Annotated in this window: 15 protein-coding genes; 10 read left to right on the top strand and 5 right to left on the bottom strand. The window is 65.5% G+C overall.

Annotated elements, in window-relative coordinates; all coding sequences use genetic code 11:
* Positions 1–33 precede the first annotated feature (33 nt).
* Together dnaE and AC1DX5_RS03160 are read left to right on the top strand one after the other, a co-directional pair.
* Positions 34–3,660 carry a DNA polymerase III subunit alpha gene (gene dnaE / locus AC1DX5_RS03155; protein WP_478014137.1) on the top strand — a complete coding sequence of 1,209 codons (3,627 nt, stop codon included), beginning with the start codon at positions 34–36 and terminating at the stop codon, positions 3,658–3,660.
* A 155-nt stretch (positions 3,661–3,815) separates the two neighbouring features.
* On the top strand, positions 3,816–5,408 hold the full coding sequence (locus AC1DX5_RS03160) for a long-chain fatty acid--CoA ligase (protein WP_478014138.1): 1,593 nt from the start codon (positions 3,816–3,818) through the stop codon (positions 5,406–5,408).
* On the opposite strand, the gene AC1DX5_RS03165 is transcribed toward AC1DX5_RS03160, so the two are convergent.
* On the bottom strand, positions 5,387–6,082 hold the full coding sequence (locus AC1DX5_RS03165) for a cyclic nucleotide-binding domain-containing protein (protein ID WP_478014140.1): 696 nt from the start codon (positions 6,080–6,082) through the stop codon (positions 5,387–5,389). The genes AC1DX5_RS03160 and AC1DX5_RS03165 overlap by 22 nt on opposite strands.
* 142 nt (positions 6,083–6,224) lie before the next feature.
* On the opposite strand from AC1DX5_RS03165, the gene rutB reads away from it, so the two are divergent.
* The 6 genes from rutB (at position 6,225) to AC1DX5_RS03195 (ending at position 11,565) form a co-directional block, all read left to right on the top strand.
* On the top strand, positions 6,225–6,953 hold the full coding sequence (gene rutB, locus AC1DX5_RS03170; protein WP_478014142.1) for a pyrimidine utilization protein B: 729 nt from the start codon (positions 6,225–6,227) through the stop codon (positions 6,951–6,953).
* 118 nt (positions 6,954–7,071) lie between these two features.
* Positions 7,072–7,455, top strand: coding sequence for a Rid family hydrolase (locus AC1DX5_RS03175; protein WP_465173247.1), 384 nt, complete (start codon positions 7,072–7,074; stop codon positions 7,453–7,455).
* The gene (gene rutD / locus AC1DX5_RS03180; protein ID WP_478014144.1) at positions 7,455–8,228 is read left to right on the top strand and encodes a pyrimidine utilization protein D; all 774 of its coding nucleotides are present in this window, start codon (positions 7,455–7,457) and stop codon (positions 8,226–8,228) included. Before AC1DX5_RS03175 ends, rutD begins: the two co-directional genes overlap by 1 nt.
* 4 nt (positions 8,229–8,232) lie before the next feature.
* On the top strand, positions 8,233–9,300 hold the full coding sequence (rutA, locus tag AC1DX5_RS03185) for a pyrimidine utilization protein A (RefSeq protein WP_465173249.1): 1,068 nt from the start codon (positions 8,233–8,235) through the stop codon (positions 9,298–9,300).
* Positions 9,301–9,314: 14 nt separating this feature from the next.
* Complete coding sequence (locus AC1DX5_RS03190; RefSeq protein WP_465173250.1) at positions 9,315–10,382, top strand: SGNH/GDSL hydrolase family protein; 1,068 nt, start codon at positions 9,315–9,317, stop codon at positions 10,380–10,382.
* Positions 10,383–10,773: 391 nt separating this feature from the next.
* A complete protein-coding gene (locus AC1DX5_RS03195) occupies positions 10,774–11,565 on the top strand; it encodes an EF-hand domain-containing protein (protein ID WP_478014146.1) in 792 nt (263 codons plus the stop codon).
* 15 nt (positions 11,566–11,580) lie between these two features.
* On the opposite strand, the gene AC1DX5_RS03200 is transcribed toward AC1DX5_RS03195, so the two are convergent.
* Positions 11,581–12,678, bottom strand: a complete 1,098-nt coding sequence (locus tag AC1DX5_RS03200) for a PA0069 family radical SAM protein (RefSeq protein ID WP_478014147.1) — start codon at positions 12,676–12,678, stop codon at positions 11,581–11,583.
* 63 nt (positions 12,679–12,741) lie between these two features.
* Here AC1DX5_RS03200 and AC1DX5_RS03205 point away from each other — a divergent pair, with 63 nt between their 5' ends.
* Both AC1DX5_RS03205 and AC1DX5_RS03210 read left to right on the top strand, forming a co-directional pair.
* Positions 12,742–13,086 carry a VOC family protein gene (locus AC1DX5_RS03205; protein ID WP_478014149.1) on the top strand — a complete coding sequence of 115 codons (345 nt, stop codon included), beginning with the start codon at positions 12,742–12,744 and terminating at the stop codon, positions 13,084–13,086.
* An 87-nt stretch (positions 13,087–13,173) separates the two neighbouring features.
* Positions 13,174–13,665 (top strand): YbjN domain-containing protein, encoded by a 492-nt coding sequence (locus AC1DX5_RS03210; RefSeq protein ID WP_478014150.1) that lies wholly within the window; start codon positions 13,174–13,176, stop codon positions 13,663–13,665.
* Positions 13,666–13,910: 245 nt separating this feature from the next.
* Here the strand turns inward: AC1DX5_RS03210 and moaB are convergent, their stop codons facing one another.
* From moaB to AC1DX5_RS03225, 3 genes are read right to left on the bottom strand one after another with little or no spacing between them, the layout of a single operon-like run.
* Complete coding sequence (gene moaB, locus AC1DX5_RS03215) at positions 13,911–14,438, bottom strand: molybdenum cofactor biosynthesis protein B (protein WP_478014152.1); 528 nt, start codon at positions 14,436–14,438, stop codon at positions 13,911–13,913.
* The gene (locus AC1DX5_RS03220) at positions 14,428–16,224 is read right to left on the bottom strand and encodes a lytic transglycosylase domain-containing protein (protein ID WP_465173255.1); all 1,797 of its coding nucleotides are present in this window, start codon (positions 16,222–16,224) and stop codon (positions 14,428–14,430) included. Before AC1DX5_RS03220 ends, moaB begins: the two co-directional genes overlap by 11 nt.
* Complete coding sequence (locus AC1DX5_RS03225; protein ID WP_465173256.1) at positions 16,221–16,961, bottom strand: uracil-DNA glycosylase; 741 nt, start codon at positions 16,959–16,961, stop codon at positions 16,221–16,223. Before AC1DX5_RS03225 ends, AC1DX5_RS03220 begins: the two co-directional genes overlap by 4 nt.
* Between the last annotated feature and the right edge of the window lie 110 nt (positions 16,962–17,071).

The following is a 17,071-nucleotide window of genomic DNA, read 5'->3' on the forward strand; positions in this document are numbered from 1 at the left end:
CCCAGAATCGGACCGGGGACCCATAGTGACACGATGCCGCATTCCGCCTTCGTGCCCCTGCGTATCTTTTCGTCCTACACGATGCTCGACGGCGCGATCGAGCCCAAGGCGATCGCCAAGCGCGCGCAGGAACTGGGCTTTCCCGCCGCCGCGCTGACCGATCGCAACGGCCTGTATGCGGCAATGGCCTATTCCGATGCGTGCAAGTCTTCCGGGGTGCAGCCGATCATCGGCGCGATGCTGGGCATCGCCCGCCCCGACATGCCCGAGGGCGTCGACGCCCCGATCGACTGGATCGCGCTCTACGCGCAGGACGAGCGCGGCTACGAGAATCTCTGTGCGCTGGTCTCGCGGGCACACCTCGACCGGCCGCTGGAATTGTCGCCGCATGTCGACTTCGCCGCGCTCGAGGGCAGGACCGACGGACTGATCGCCCTCACTGCTGGCGGCGAGGGCGGGCTCACCCGGCTGATCGCCGAGGGCCAGACCGAGCGGGCCATGGCCTATGCCGACCGGCTCCAGTCGCTGTTCTACGACCGGCTCTATATCGAGCTGGTGCGTCGGCTCGACGAGACCGAGGGCAGGGCGGAGGCGGGGCTGCTCGATCTGGCCTATGAGCGCGACCTGCCGATCGTCGCGACCAACCCGTGCTGCTATGCGGACCAGGAATTCGGCAACGCGCACGACGCGATGCTGTGCATCGCCAATTCGACCTATATCGCGAGCGAGGACCGCCCGCGCAGTTCGCCCGACGCCTGGATGAAGCCGGCCAAGGACATGCGCATGCTGTTCGAGGACCTGCCCGAGGCGATCGCCAACACGCTGGTGGTGGCGCAGCGCTGCGCGGTCATGGCGCCGTACCGCAAGCCGATCCTGCCCAGCCTTGCCGGCGATCCGGAAGCCGAGGCCGAAGCGCTGCGCGTCGATGCGCGGGCCGGGCTGGAGAAACGGCTCAAGCGGATCGAGGAACTGTCGCTTCATTCGTCGCCGGTTGCTGCGCCATCTCAAAAGACGGTAGCCCGACCCCCGTTCGTTTCGAGCGAAGTCGAGAAACAGGCCCTCGACGCTGAGCAAGGTTTCTCGACGTCGCTCGAAACGAACGGAGAGGGGCGCGCCCCGGTAGACTGGCGCCAGGCTTATCGGGATCGCCTGGAGTTCGAACTCGACGTCATCATCCAGATGGGCTTTCCGGGCTATTTCCTGATCGTCGCSGACTTCATCAAATGGGCGAAGGATCATGACATCCCGGTCGGCCCGGGCCGCGGTTCGGGCGCTGGCTCGGTGGTCGCCTGGTCGCTGACCATCACCGATCTCGACCCGATCAAGCTGGGCCTGCTGTTCGAGCGCTTCCTCAATCCGGAACGCGTGTCGATGCCCGACTTCGACATCGATTTCTGCGAAACCCGTCGCGGCGAGGTGATCCGCTACGTCCAGGAGAAATATGGCCGCGATCAGGTCGCGCAGATCATCACCTTCGGAAAGCTGAAGGCACGCGCGGTGCTCAAGGATACCGGGCGCGTGCTGCAGATGAGCTATGGCCAGGTCGACCGGTTGGCGAAGCTGGTGCCAAACCATCCGACCGACCCTTGGACGCTCGAGCGGGCGATGAACGGCGTCTCGGAACTGCTCGCCGAGTATAAGAGCGACAGCGGGGTGAAGCATCTGCTCGACCTCGCGATGAAGCTGGAGGGCCTGCCGCGCCACAGCTCGACTCACGCCGCCGGCGTGGTGATCGGCGACCGGCCGCTGGCCGAGCTGGTGCCGCTCTACCGCGATCCGCGATCGGACATGCCCGTCACTCAGTTCGACATGAAATATGTCGAGGGCGCGGGCCTGGTGAAGTTCGACTTTCTCGGTCTGAAGACGCTGTCGGTGCTCAAAAAGGCAGTTCAGCTGCTCGAGGCCCGTAACGTCATCATCGATCTGGATGCGCTCGAATGGGAAGACGAGGGCGTCTACAAGCTGCTCCAGAAGGGCGACACGGTCGGCGTGTTCCAGCTGGAATCGGAAGGCATGCGGCGCACGCTGTCGGCGGTGCGCCCGTCCAACTTCGGCGATATCATCGCGCTCGTCTCGCTCTATCGCCCGGGTCCGATGGACAATATCCCGAGCTTCGGCGCGCGCAAGAACGGGCGCGAGGAGATCACCTATCCGCACCCGCTGCTCGAAACCATCCTGGCCGAAACCTATGGGATCTTCGTCTATCAGGAACAGGTGATGCAGGCCGCGCAGATCCTGGCGGGCTACAGCCTGGGCCAGGCCGATCTGCTGCGCCGCGCGATGGGCAAGAAGATCAAGGCGGAGATGGACGCGCAGCGTGCCGGGTTCGTCGAGGGCTGCCTGGCGGTCAACAAGATCCCGGCAGGCAAGGCGAACGAGCTGTTCGATTTGATCGACAAGTTCGCCGGATACGGCTTCAACAAGTCTCACGCCGCCGCCTATGCGCTGCTCGCCTATCAGACGGCCTGGCTGAAGGCGCATTATGCGGAAGAATTCTACGCCGCGTCGATGTGCTTCGACATGACCCTGACCGACAAGCTCGGCGTGTTCGCGGATGATATGCGGCGCATGGGCGTCGCCTGYCTGCCGCCCGACATCAACCGCAGCGAAGCGGAATTCTCGGTCGAGAGCACCGAGGACGGTCTGGCGGTGCGCTATGCCCTGGCCGCGCTGAAGAGCGTCGGCGAAGGCGCGATGGAGAAACTGGTCGCCGAACGCGACGAGAATGGCCCGTTCGATACACTCGACGATCTCGCCCGCCGGGTTGATCCGCGGCTGCTCAACAAACGGCAGCTCGAGACGCTGGCGGCGGCGGGCGCGTTCGATTCGATCGACCCGAACCGCGCCGGCATCTTCGCGACGGCGGAGACGATCCTGGCCACGGCGGCGCGCGTGCACGACATGAAGACCAGCGGGCAGGGCGGGCTGTTCGGTACCGCCGACGCGGTCGAGCCGGCGATCAAGCTGCCGCTGTCGGCGCGCTGGACCCTGGCGCAGCGCATGGATCAGGAAAAGGAAGCGTTCGGCTTCTATTTCTCGGCGCACCCGGTCGACCGGCATGGCCATCTGGCGAAGATGCACGGCGCGCGCAGCTTCGCCGCGTTGGGCGAACTGTCCATCCCCGACGACGGCACGCGCGCCGGTGCGACGATGGCGGCTCTGGTAGAGGATGCGCGCTGGCGGACCTCTGCGCGGGGCAAGCGCTATATGATGGCGACGCTGTCCGATCCCTCGGGCCAGTTCGTCGCCACCTGTTTCGACGATGCGGTGGCGGCCGACCTGGAAGAGGCAGCGCGCAATGGCGGCTGCGGGCTGTTGACAGTCGAACTCGATCGCCGGCCGGGCGAGGACAGCCCCCGCGTCAGCATCAAGCGCATTCAGCCCTTCGAGTCGCTCGCCAACACCGCGCGTTTCGTGGTCGAGCTGTCGGTCGACACGCCGGCGGCGATGGCGACGCTGGGCGCACTGCTCGCCGAAGCGCGTGGCGCGCGCGGCCAGGTCTGGGTCAACGCGGCGCTGCCCGAAGGCGGTGCCGCGCGCGTGCTGCTCGGCCGGGATTTTCTGCTCGACGGCGAACTCGCCGCGCGGATCGAGACATTGGACGGCATCAGCAATGTCGTATTGAAGACCTCGGAGACGAGGCTCGCGCTGGTCGGCTGAGCGGGAAGCATGTTGCCGGGCCGTGTCCGGCTTGACGACGCGGCCGACATGCATGACGTTCGCGTCAACCCGTTATCGATCGACGCGGGGCCGGGACTGTACAAACGGGCGCAAAGCGGGCGACAGTACCGGTGGAACAAGCCGGGAGAGGGCGAATGCTGGGCGGAATGCAGGATTTCGAGCTGCGGGTGCCGCGATTGCTGGAGCATGCCGAGCGGGAGCATGGCGGGCGCGAGATCGTCAGCGTCTGGGCCGATGGGCAGGAAACGCGGACGGACTGGGCCGGCATCGCACGCGACGCGAGGAAGCTGTCGCAAGCTCTTGAGAAAATAGGCTGCAAGCCGGGCGACCGCATCGGCACGCTTGGCATGAACCACAGCCGCCATCTCGTCGCCTGGTATGGCGCGATCGGCATGGGCGGGGTGATCCACACCATCAACCCGCGCCTGTTCGACGAGCAGCTGGTCTATATCGCCAATCATGCCGAGGACCTGGTGCTGTTCTACGACCGGGTGTTCCAGCCGATCGTCGACCGCCTGAAACCCCAATGGACCAGCATCGAGCGCTATGTGGTGTTCGACAGCGACGGCGATGACGGGTTCGAGGCGCTGATCGCGGGCGAGGACGGGAATTATGCCTGGGTCGAGGGGCCGGAGCGCGATCCCTGCATGCTCTGCTACACCAGCGGCACCACCGGGAATCCCAAGGGCGTGCTCTATCAGCATCGCTCGACGATGATCCATGCGATGGCCGAGGTGGCACCGGCGGTGTTCAATCTCTCGTCGCGCTCCGTGGTGCTGCCGGTCGTGCCGATGTTCCACGCCGCCGCCTGGGGCCTGCCCTTCGCGGGCGCGCTGGCGGGGGCGAAATTCGTCTATGCGGCAGTCAACGACCCGGTGGTCCTGTGCCGGCTGATGAACCAGGAGAAAGTTACGCATTCGGCCGGCGTGCCGACTGTCTGGCTCGGCATGTTCCAGCATATGGATGCGACCGGCGAGGCGCCGCGCCATCTCCAGCAGGTGACGATCGGCGGCTCCGCGGCGCCGCGCGCGATGATCGAGCGGATCATGGGCATGGGCGTGACGGTCAAGCATCTCTGGGGCATGACCGAGACTTCGCCGATCGGCACGGCCGGCGCGCCGCCGCCGGATTGGGACGAGATGAGCCTGTCGGATCAGCTCGACCATGTCTCCAAACAGGGCCAGGTTCCGTTCGGCGTGGAGCTGCGCGTGGTGAATGACGATGACGTCGTGCTGCCGCGCGACGGGACGAGTTCCGGCCGGCTTCAGATCCGCGGGCCCTGGGTGATCAAGCGCTATTTCAAGGCCGATGCCGATGCGGTGGATGCGGAGAACTGGTTCGACACCGGCGATGTGGCGGTGCTGCATCCCGACGGGACGATGCAGATCACCGACCGGGCCAAGGACGTGATCAAATCGGGCGGCGAATGGATCAGCTCGGTCGATCTGGAGAACGCGGCGGTCGGTTGCCCGGGCGTGGCCGAGGCCGCGGCGATCGGCGTACACCATCCCAAATGGGACGAGCGGCCCTTGTTGCTGGTGGTCCGCAAGGCGGGCAGCGCGGTGTCGCCCAGCGATATCACCGCGCATCTGTCGCACCATGTCGCCAAATGGTGGCTCCCGGACGAGATCGTCTTTGTCGACGATCTGCCGCACACCGCCACCGGGAAGCTGCTCAAGACCGAGCTGCGCGCCCGGTTCAAGGATCACAAGCTGGCGGCGGCCTGATCCCGGCCGGCGCGGTCCGCCTCGGCGATCGCGAGGTTGGTCGCGCGCAATTTGTCCTTCACCGCGCTGGAGAAGCTCCGCTCGATCGCGCTGCGCAGCCCTTCATGATCGTCGAGGAAGCGCGTGACCGTCGGTGTCGGCGCGCACCAGAAGGTGGCGGGCCCGGTCAGGGTGACGGTGGCGGTCGCGTCATCGCGCGACAGGATGGTCGCCTCGCCGATCAGGTCGCCGGCACGGCAGGCGCCGACTTCGCGACCCCTGATCGTCGCGCGGGCCTCGCCGCTGATCAGATAATAGAGGTTGGCCACCGGCGCGCCTTCCCGGGTCAGTACATCGCCGGCGTCGCCGTGCAGCCACAGGCCCAGATCGATGAACTGGCGCGCGGCGCCGCGGGGCAGCTGGTCGAGACAGGTGCCACGCATCGACTCCTCGGACGGCGTGAAGCGGATCTTCCTGCCTTCGTTCCGGTCGCCCCACAGCTTGATCAGCCAGATCCCGAGCAGGAGCAGCATCCAGCCGAGCGCGGCGTAATCGGACCGCAGCACGGCATGCACCAGCGTCGCGAAGCCCGCAGCGGCGATCAACATCCGCATACGTCGCGGCGTGCGCACGACCAGCGCGACGACCAGCAGCGCGTAGCTCAGCTGGAGAATCAGGGTGTCGGTTGATATCATGCGTGCGCTCCCTCGTTGGAAAGCGACCCGTCATGGCATCATGGGCAAAGCGTGAGCGCCGGGCAAGCACCGCTTGCGGGTGAGGCGGGAGTGGTTCAAGTTCCCCGGCTGGATTCATGATCCTGGCATTGGGGAGCGAAATGTGGCGGACGACGGCGCGACGGTGAATGTGGGCAGCGCGGCCGGCGCGGTGACGTTGCCGGCCCGGCCCGAGGCGCTGCGCCTGTCGCCGGGCGAGACCGCCGTCGTCGTGATCGACATGCAGAACGCCTATGCCTCGCCCGGCGGGTATGTCGACCAGGCCGGGTTCGACATTTCGGGCGCGGCAGGCACGATCGGGAAGATCGCCACGGTGCTCGATACGGCGCGGCGCGCGGGGGTGCAGGTGATCTATCTGCAGAATGGCTGGGATCCCGACTATGTCGAGGCGGGCGGGCCGGGATCGCCGAACTGGCACAAGTCCAACGCGCTGAAGACGATGCGCAAGCGGCCCGAACTGGCGGGCACGCTGCTGGCGCGGGGTGGGTGGGATTATGACCTGGTCGACGCGCTGAAGCCGCAGCCGGGCGATATCAGCCTGCACAAGACGCGCTATTCCGCCTTCTTCAACTCGCAGCTCGACAGCACGCTCCGCGCGCGCGGCATTCGCAACATCGTGTTCGTGGGCATCGCGACTAATGTGTGCGTCGAATCGACCCTGCGCGACGGCTTCCACCTCGAATATTTCGGGGTGATGCTGGAGGATGCGACGCATCATCTCGGCCCCGAGTTCATCCAGCAGGCCACCGTCTACAATGTCGAGAAATTCTTCGGCTGGGTCTCCACCGTCGCCGATTTCTGCGGCAGCTTCGGCCAGGTTCCGGAGAAATGAAATTCATCCCCGTTCGTGCTGAGCTTGTCGAAGCACTGTCCTTTCTTCTGCGACGTCGCGAAGAAGAACGGCTCTTCGACAAGCTCAGAGCGAACGGTTGACAGAACGAGGAACCGAAATGCCCTTCGAACCGATCAATCCGCCGCAATTCCCGACCCCGATCGCGCCCTATTCGGCCGGCGCCAGGGCGGGCAACACGGTCTATGTCTCGGGCGTGCTGGCGCTGGGTGAGGGCGGTGCCGTGCTCCATGTCGGCGATGTCGCAGGCCAGACCCGGCATGTGCTCGACGTCATCCGCATCACGCTCGAGGCGGGCGGCGCGACGCTGGAGGATGTGGCGATGAACCACATCTTCCTGAAGGACCTGTCGGACTATGCCGCGTTCAACGCGGTCTATGCCGAGTATTTCCCCGGCGCGAAGCCCGCGCGCTATTGCATCAGATGCGATCTGGTGAAGCCCGATTGCCTGGTCGAGATTGCCAGCGTGGCGCATATCGGCTGATGCCTCACGCGGCCGGGCTCTGGTATGAATGGCATGGACCCGAACGTGGCGAGGTCGTCGTCCTGTCGCCCGGCATGGGCGGCTCGGCTGGATATTGGGCGCCCAACCTCGATGCGCTCGCCGCGGACTACCGCATATTGCTCTACGATCATCGCGGGACGGGGCGGAGCGACCGGACGCTGGCGGGTGAGGTCACCATTGCCACCATGGCAACGGACGTGCTGGCGCTCCTTGCGGAGCTCGGCATCGGGCAGGCGCATTTTATCGGCCATGCGCTGGGCGGGCTGATCGGCCTGGAGCTGGCGCGGATCTTCCCGGGGATCGGCAAGGTCGTCGTGATCAACGGCTGGGCGAGCCTGGATCCGCATTTCGAGCGGTGTTTCGAGACGCGGCTTGAGCTGCTGCACAAAAGCGGGCCGGCCGCTTATGTCCGCGCGCAGCCGCTCTTACTCTATCCGGCCAACTGGATTTCGGAAAATAGCGCGCAGCTCGATGCCGAGGGCGTGCATCAGCTGGCGCAGTTTCCGCCGGCCGACATCCTCGAAAAGCGCATCGCCGCGGCGAAAGCGTTCGAACTCCCCGACGATGTGGCGGCAGATATTCTGGTGCTTGCGTCGGAGGACGATATGCTCGTGCCGTCGCGTTGCGCGCGGAATCTCGCCGATCGGCTGCCACAGGCCAGRCTCGCGACCATGGCGTGGGGTGGTCATGCCTGCAACGTCACCGATCCCGATGGTTTCACTTCACTCGTGCTCGAATTTCTGGGGAGCTAAGCACATGCAAGTCGGCGTTTTCGTGCCCATCAACAATAATGGCTGGCTGATCTCGGAGAACGCGCCGCAGTACAAGCCGAGCTTCGACATGAACAAGGAGATCGCGCTGAGCGCCGAGAAGCACGGGCTCGATTTCCTGCTCTCCATGATCAAGCTGCGCGGGTTCGGCGGCAAGACCGAGTTCTGGGAATATGGGCTGGAGAGCTTCACCCTGATGGCCGGGCTCGCCGCCGTCACCGAGAAGATCAAGATCTACGCAACCTGTCCCACCCTCGTCATCCCGCCCGCCTTCGCCGCGCGCATGTGCAACACGATAGACTCGATCAGCCATGGGCGGTTCGGGCTAAATCTGATCACCGGCTGGCAGCGGCCCGAGTACAGTCAGATGGGTCTGTGGCCCGGGGACGACCATTTCCGCAATCGATACCAGATGTTGGACGAATATGCTGGCATCCTGCGCGAGCTTTGGGGGACGGGCGTTTCGGACTTCAAGGGCGACTATTACCAGATGGATGATTGCCGCGTGCGGCCGACGCCGACCGGGGACATGAAGATCATCTGCGCCGGCTCCTCCGACGAGGGGCTCGCCTTCTCGGCCAAATGGGCGGACTATGCCTTTTGTTTGGGCAAGGGCGTCAACACGCCCAAGGCCTTTGCCGCGAACAACGAGCGCCTCGCCGTCGCGACCGCGAAGACCGGCCGCGACGTCTCCATCTTCGTGCTGATCATGATCATCGCCGCCGAGACGGACGAGGAGGCGATGGCGAAGTGGAAATCCTACAATGACGGCGTCGATCTCGAGGCGATCGCCTGGCTCGCCGATCAGGGCGCGGCCGACAAGCATAACGCCACCACCAATGTCCGCCAGCTTGCCGCGCCGGAAGGCGCGGTGAACATCAATATGGGAACCCTGGTAGGCAGCTATGAGAACGTGGCGCGCATGCTCGACGAGATGGCCGAAGTGCCGAATACAGGCGGTGTCCTGCTGACCTTCGACGATTTCATCGAGGGCGTGGAAGCCTTTGGCACCCGGATTCAGCCGTTGATGAAATGCCGCGCCGGCAAGGCGTGAGCGCTGGCCCGGGAATGTGGCTTCGTACCGCCCTTGCCGTCGGATTCCTCGCCGTCGCCACCGGCTGCGGCGCGAAGAATTACGGCGCGCCGCTGCCGGTCTATGTCGGCGGACGCGCCGTGGTCGAGCCGGACGGGGCGACGCTGTTCGGCTGGCCGGGGGTCTATGTCGAGGGGCGCTTCACCGGAACCAGCCTGACGGTCCGGTTGCGCAACGGCTATGGTCGCCTGCGGCTGCTGATCGACGGCGTGGAACGGCAGCGGTTCGAAAGCTCGGGAAACATCGACGTCACGATCGATCGCCTCGGCGATGGGCAGCATGACGTCAGGCTGGAAAAGCTCAGCGAGACCCAGAGCGACGTCACGCGCCTGATCGGTTTCTATCCGGGCAAGAGCGGCGCGCCGCTCGCCCCGCCTGCCAGGACCGGGCGGCAGATCGAGTTCATCGGCGATTCCTACACGGTCGGATACGGCGACAGCTCACCGGTGCCGACCTGCACGAACGCCGAGATGCATCGGGCCACTGATACGCAACGCGCCTTTGGCCCGTTGCTCGCGCGACGCTTCGGCGCGGATTATCGCGTCAACGCCTATTCCGGGTTCGGCATCGTGCGCAATTATGACGGCAGCCGGGCGGGCGAAACCATGCCTGGTCTCTATCCCAGGCTCATCCCTTCGGATCCGTCGGCGGTGGAGTCCGATCCGGGCGGCTGGCGCCCTCAGATCATCGTCATCAATCTGGGCACCAACGATTTCTCGACGCCGCTCCACGCCGGGGAGGCCTGGAAGGACCAGGCCGCGCTGCACGCTGCCTATCGGGCGCGTTATGTCGGCTTCGCGCGCGATGTGATGGCACGGCAGCCACAGGCCAGGCTGATCCTGATGGGGTCGGACGCCTTTATCGCCGATGTCGAGCAGGTTGCGGCCGAGCTGGTGCCCGGCGCGCCGGGGCGGATTGCGACCGTTCATTTCGGGGGCCTCGATCTGGACGGCTGCGATGGGCACCCATCGCTGGAGGACCACCAGCGTCTCGCCGGCCTGCTTCAGGCCAGGATCGGTCCGTCCTGGCCTCCTGCTTCCTGAGCCGGATCGATTCAACATAGCGGGCAATCGGCGCAGCATGATGTCGGGCGCGGCGCGTTGCCGGGGCTCGGCTCTTTTTCATGGTCCACGCCGGTAAAACGCACTTCCCTGTTCCTACGATCGAATTCCCTGTTCGGTATGCGACGTTCGCTGTTATTCCGGAACAGGGAAATCAGACCAAGCTATTGATATTGATAGATAAATCATGGATATTTTGACCGAAGTGCCGGAGAAAAAGACAATTTCCCTGTTAACTTCCCTGTTCTTTGCCCGGAACAGCGAAGTTGGCGACCGGGCCTTGGGTCCAAAGTGGTCCTTCGCTCCTTGAAATCGCCACAGATCGGGTCGTTTGTCGCAGGTCCCGGGGGCTCCTCAAGTGAGCGGGTAGTTTATGCGTCTTGTCCTTCTGACCTCTCTTGTCCTGCTGACCGCCGGCTGCGCGGGTAGCGAGCACCCCAAATTCCGGCATGGGCCACCTGGCGGGTTTCACCGTGGTGGCGCGGAAGGAGAGGGGCCGCGCGGCCCGTTGTTCATCAGCCCGATGGGCGAGCCGTTCCGCGGTGACCGCGGCGCAGGCGACCCTTCGGACATCTGGTTCCAGAATGCCGATACCGACCATGATGGCGCGCTGAGCCGTGCCGAATTCGCAAGGGACGCGTCGCGCTTCTTCGCCGTGCTCGATCGCGGCCATGACGGCGAGATCGATCCCGACGATATCGACTATTACGAGACCGTCTTGGCCCCTGAAATCCGCGTCGGCGGTGGGGGCGGGGGCGGCGGCCGTTTCGCGGGCGGCGCTGGCCGTGGCGGCGGGGGGCATCGCGGCGGCGGTGGTGGTGGCCATCGGGTCGGCGGTAGCGGCGGCGGCGAAAGCGGGGCGCCGGGCGGCGGTGAGACGCGCATGACCTATGGCAAGCAGGGCGCTGCCCGGTTCAGCTATTTCGACTTTCCGGAGCCGGTGACGATCGCCGACACCAATTTCAATCGCGGGGTCGACCCGGCCGAATTCCAGCGCGCGGCCGAAACCCGGTTCGCGATGCTCGACAAGAATGGTGACGGCAAGATCGAGCGCAAGGAATTGCCGCGGATATCCGGCGGGCCCGGCGGCGGGCACGGCCGGCCGGGCGCGGTGCCGGTCGGCGGGGACGAGCCGCCGGCCGACCGGCCGGGGACTGCTCCCTGAGGCACTGGCCGGGGTTCAGCCGAACAAATCGCCCTGACGCCCCGGCGGTGGCCTGAACAGGTCGGTGCGAAGCGGCTTCCAGGCGCCGACCAGGTTGTGCTTGCGGCAGGCGATCGTGAAGCGAGTCCGGAGCAGCTCGGCCCAGGCGCCGCTGCCGCGCATGCGCGTGTGGAAGTTCGGATCATTGTCACGCCCACCGCGAATCGACTGGATCGTCGCCATGACCTTGCCGGCGCGATCCGGGAAATGCGCGTCGAGCCAGGCCCTGAACAGCGGCGCGACCTCATAGGGGAGGCGGACGGGGAGGAAGGTGACGCCGTGTACGCCTGCCTCCGCCGCGCGCTCGACCAGATGCTCCAGTTCGTGATCGGTGATCTGCGGGATGACCGGGGCAATCGAAACATAGGTCGGGATGCCGGCGTCGACGAGCTTGCGCACGGCGGCCAGCCGCCGTTCCGGTGCCGGCGCGCGCGGCTCGACGGTCATGGCGATGCGCGGATCGAGCGACGTGACCGACACCGCGACCGCGGCGAGCCCCCTGGCCGCCATCGGTGCGAGCAGGTCGATATCGCGCGTGACCCGGTCCGACTTGGTGGTGATGGTCAGCGGATGCCCCGTTTCCGCGAGCACCTCGATGCATTGCCGGGTGATGCGCCAGTCGGCCTCGATCGGCTGATAGGGGTCTGTATTGGTCCCGAAGGCGATCGGCCGCACGACATACCCGCGCTTGGCCAGTTCGGCACGGAGGAGGGTGGCGGCATCCGGTTTGGCGAACAACTTGCTTTCGAAATCCAGGCCCGGCGACAGGTCGTGGAACGCGTGGGTCGGCCGCGCGAAACAATAGATGCAGCCATGTTCGCAGCCGCGATAGGGGTTGATCGAACGATCGAAACCGATGTCCGGCGAGCTGTTCCGGGTGATGATCGTGCGCGGCATCTCGACCGTCACTATGGTCCGCAGCGGCGGCGGTCCTTCGTCAAGCAATTCGCGATCGTCGAGCCAGTCGCCATCCGCCTCGCGCTCCGGCAGGTTGAACCTGCTACTTTCCTGGTTCAACGTAGCGCCGCGGACGGCACGGGATTTGACGCCTGGTTTCGGCCCGGAATTTGGCATTGACTCGGCATAGAGGATCGATGAGAACATAGCAAGAACAGTCTTGCCATTTCAGGAGGCTTCATGGCTCGTTTCAACTATCTCGAACTGCCCGTGCGCGACGTGCCTGCGGTCAAGTCCTTCTACGCATCGGCCTTTGGCTGGACCTTCACCGATTTCGGGCCGGACTATGCCGCGACCATGACCGGCGACACCGATCTCGGCCTCAACGGCGATTCGTCGCAATCCACCACGCAGCTGCTGCCGGTGATCGAAGTGGATGATCTCGAGGCGGCCGAAGCGGCGGTGAGCGCGGCCGGCGGGACGCTCACCCTGCCGATCTTCGCCTTTCCTGGCGGCCGGCGTTTCCACTTCCGGGATCCGGCGGGTCATGAGCTTGCCGTGATGCAGCCCGACGCACCCGCATGACGGCGGGTGGCATGTCGTTATCGGGCATCATATGGTCAGGTCATGCCGGTCGGGCTTTGGGGGAAAAGGGATATGCGGATTCGACTATTGGCGCTCGCGCTCGCGGCGGTGACGGCGCCTTCGACGGCGATGGCCGCCGATCGGGTGGTCGATGTCAGCAGCGTGAAGGGCGTTGCCGCGCTTCTTCAGGAAGCGGGGTACAAGGCCGAGATCAAGAAGGGCGATGACGGCGACAGCTATATAACGAGCGGCGCCAACGGCAGTGGATTCCAGCTGAATTTTTACGGCTGCAAAAACGATACGGGGTGTAATTCCTTCGAATTCTACAGTTATTTCAAGAAAGAGCCCTTCTTCTCGGCCGACATGGCGAACGAGTGGAATGTGAAAAAGCGCTTCCTTAAGGTTGCCATCGACAGCGACGGGGACCTTGCCGAATATCTCTACGTCTCGGCCCTGGGCAACATGACATACGAGAATTTCAAGGATTATATCGACTGGTACGCCTCGATGGACTCCGAATTGAGCGGATTCATCAAGGAGAAGCGCGACGCTGCGGCTGGAAGCAAGCCTGGAACCTAGGTCTCATGCTGAGTCGCGGGGGAAAAGGGGTCAGAGTGAATTTACACCTATCCAGGTGACGAAACACGCTTCTTACGCAGGGCATCGATTCAACATTCGATCAGGCACGCGCGTTGCCGCCAGTCTGCCAGATCCGGGTCAGCTCTTTCTAATCGTTGCAATCATCAATGCCGCTGGTCGCCCCACAATTTTCCATGATCCCACCGGCGATAACCGGGAAACTGCTCGCCGGACCGTGGCGAGGATCAGCGCTCCATCAGGCGCGGCATCAGCTCGACGAAGTTGCAGGGCCGGTGACGGCTGTCGAGCTGGTCCCTGAGGATACCGTCCCATCCATCCTTCACCGCGCCGGTCGATCCGGGCAGCGCAAAGATATAGGTGCCGCGCGTCACGCAGGCGCAGGCGCGCGACTGGACGGTCGAGGTGCCGATCGTCTTGTAGCTGAGCCAGCGGAACAGCTCGCCAAAGCCGGGGATCGGCTTGTCCTGGACTCGCTCGATCGCCTCGGGCGTCACGTCGCGCCCGGTCACGCCGGTGCCCCCGGTGGTGATGACGCAATCGACCTGCGGATCGTCGATCCAGCCATGGAGGCGGCTGACGATCGCGGCGACGTCATCAGTGACGATCGCGCGATCCGCCAGGACATGGCCCGCCGCGCTCAGCCGCGCGACCAGCGTGTCGCCCGATCGGTCGTCGGCCAGGGTCCGGCTGTCGGAGATGGTGAGCACCGCGATCCTGACCGGTAGGAACGCGGCGTTCTCGTCAATTGGCACTGGCGACCGAGGCGGGTACGGAGACGGAACTCAGCGCGTTGGGATTGGTCGCGCTGGAACTGAGGCGCACGGAGCTGGCGCCGGCCATGCCGGGAAAGCGCGGCCACAGACCCTGCGACAGCGCCACACGGCTGGGCGACGCGGTCTTGCCGGTCTGTCCCTCATACATCCAGTAATTGCGCAGCACGGTGATGACATAGCCGCGCGTCTCCCAGAACGGGATCGATTCAATGTAGAGCAGCGGATCGCCGCCATCGCGCGCCTGGGCATTCCACGCCTCGACCGGCAGCGGTCCGGCATTATAGGCGGCGATCACCTTGGGCAGCAGGCCCCCAGTGCAGGGCTGGTCGCGCAGCTGCTCGAGATAGCTCTGGCCGACCTCCATATTGGTGCCGGGGTTGCTCAGCGCCGAGCGATCGAAGGTGCGGCCCTGCTTGCGGGCGATGTCGGTCGCGGCGCCGGGGCGGACCTGCATCAGGCCGTAGGCGCCCGCCGAGCTGACCACATCGGTGCGGAAACGGGATTCCTGCAGCGTGTGGGCAAAGACCAGCGCCTTGTCGACGCGCCAGCCGCCATCGGGCGTCCAGTTCGGCGCGGGGAAGCGGGCCTCCACCGGCGGCGTGGCACCGACCGGGCCGTTATGCGAGAGCCAGACCAGGGTGGAAGGCAGGTTGAGCGCGCCCGTCAGCCGGACCAGGGCCGGAAATTCTGCGGCATCGCCGATTCTTGCCTGCTGGCGGATGACTTCGTCCGCCAGTGCATTTTCGCCGATCTCGGCCAGCGCGGCGGCAACGCGGATGTTCGGGCGACGCGCCAGGGTCTGCCAGTCATTGGCGAGCATGACATCGGCCGGGCGACCGGCCGGATCGCGGATGCCGAGCGTCTGCCGGGCGAGCAGGCCATAAAAGGTTTCGCGATATTGCGCGGCGTTCTTCAATCGGCCTTCGATCAGGTCGGGACGGCCACACTGCATGTCGGCGCGCGATGCCCAATAAAGGCCCGCCGCGCGCAGCTCGATATCATTGGCGCGCGCCGCGACCCGGGCGAAGCCCTGACCGGCGGCGACGCAGTCGCGCTGGCGCCAAGCGGCGAGTGCAGCGACCCATTCGCCCTGCACCGACCAGTCGCCGGTCCCCGCCGACGCCCTGGTCGCCATGGTGCGGGCGTTGTTGTCGTCGCCCGCCAGGAAATACATCCAGGCGACCTTTTGCTGCCACTCGGTCAGCGCGTCGGGAGACAGGCTGCTCATCGATTCGAGCAGCGCCTGGGCCGAAACGCCGTCATCGGCCTTCACGAAGGGCTGCATGCGGATGGCGAGCTCGGCCGCGACCATGTCGCTCTTGATGCTCTTGGCGCGCAGACGGGCAGGGGCACCGTCGATCCAGGTGAGCCTGCGCGCTTCGGGCAGGGGCGGAAGTCCGACGGCCCCGCGCGAACTCGCCAGCACGGCGATCTGCTGCGCCTGGGGAAGCTCCGGGGCCTCGCTCAGCAGCTTCACCAGCGGATCGAGATCGGCCTTGGGCGAGCCCTTGGCGGTAAGCAGCTCGGCGCGGGCGATGGCGTGAAGCGGGCCGGGCTTCATCGAATCGAGCTGGATCTGGGCGTCGAGCCATTTCTGGTCGCGAATGCTCTTGAACACGGCGCGGTAGCCGGCGCGCTGCTCGGCATCGAGCTGGTCGGGCACGGCACGAACAGCGATGGGACCGGTACGCTCCACATCGGCGGCGTGCACCACGCCGAGCGGCGCCAGCGCGATCGCGCAGGCCAGGATGAATTTTGCGGTCATTTTTCCAGATCCCTGGTCAGCATCTGCAAATCTTTCCAAGCTTCGGCCTTGGCGGCCGGTCGCTCGATCAGGAAGCGGGGATGAAAACTCGCCACCGCCTGCGGCGCAGCAGCGTCATCGCCGTGAAGGTCAACCCTGTGCACCGTGCCGCGCATCCCCATCATGTCAGCGCCGAGCAGCGCGCGGCTCGGCGCATTGCCGAGCAGCAAAAGCCGTTTGGGGCTCGCGAGCATGACATGATGGCGCGCGACGTCGTTCAGCCGCTCTTCGATTTCGGGGGCGATACGCCCGGCAACCGGTCGCGTCGCGCAGACCGGCACGAGATAGATCGAAGCCCGGTCCCGGCCGATCGCGGCGAGCATTCGGTCGAACAGGCGGCCGGCCGGGCCGCTCATCAATTGACCCGATTCGGCATCCTCGCGTTCGGGCACGTCGATCAGCACCATGATATCGGATGCGGAAGAGCCTTGCGCCGCGATCGGCTGGCCGGGCCAGCCGGCCTCCGGCGCGTCCGGCCCGATCCGCCAGGCCTCGAACGCGGCCAGCGTGCCGGGCATCGGCAGCGCGACCGCCGGTTCCGCTACGGCCTGCGCGTGCCGGACCGGCTTGGGCGCTTCGACTGGAGCCAGCCAGTCGCGCGGCGCCTCGTCGATCGACGCATCGACGCCGGCGTTGCGCCACCAATCCAGCGCGCTTGCTGCTGCCGTTCGCCAATCGATATTTTGGTCCGCCCCCATGATGTTCCTATAGAGTCGAGTGTTGACGACGCGGTCAATTCGCTGGCACCGCTGAATGGACAGGACGTTGCTGTGGCGCGACGAGAGCGCGCACTTCGTCCCTATTGGAG

This window comes from Sphingomonas sp. P2_B6, from assembly GCF_056404755.1.

Coding starts and splice junctions, on each gene's coding strand:
- AC1DX5_RS03160 (WP_478014138.1), top strand. CDS start 3,816: ATGCTGGGCGGAATGCAGGATTTCGAGCTGCGGGTGCCGCGATTGCTG.
- AC1DX5_RS03165 (WP_478014140.1), bottom strand. CDS start 6,082: ATGATATCAACCGACACCCTGATTCTCCAGCTGAGCTACGCGCTGCTG.
- AC1DX5_RS03175 (WP_465173247.1), top strand. CDS start 7,072: ATGCCCTTCGAACCGATCAATCCGCCGCAATTCCCGACCCCGATCGCG.
- rutA (WP_465173249.1), top strand. CDS start 8,233: ATGCAAGTCGGCGTTTTCGTGCCCATCAACAATAATGGCTGGCTGATC.
- AC1DX5_RS03190 (WP_465173250.1), top strand. CDS start 9,315: ATGTGGCTTCGTACCGCCCTTGCCGTCGGATTCCTCGCCGTCGCCACC.
- AC1DX5_RS03195 (WP_478014146.1), top strand. CDS start 10,774: ATGCGTCTTGTCCTTCTGACCTCTCTTGTCCTGCTGACCGCCGGCTGC.
- AC1DX5_RS03200 (WP_478014147.1), bottom strand. CDS start 12,678: ATGCCAAATTCCGGGCCGAAACCAGGCGTCAAATCCCGTGCCGTCCGC.
- AC1DX5_RS03205 (WP_478014149.1), top strand. CDS start 12,742: ATGGCTCGTTTCAACTATCTCGAACTGCCCGTGCGCGACGTGCCTGCG.
- AC1DX5_RS03220 (WP_465173255.1), bottom strand. CDS start 16,224: ATGACCGCAAAATTCATCCTGGCCTGCGCGATCGCGCTGGCGCCGCTC.
- AC1DX5_RS03225 (WP_465173256.1), bottom strand. CDS start 16,961: ATGGGGGCGGACCAAAATATCGATTGGCGAACGGCAGCAGCAAGCGCG.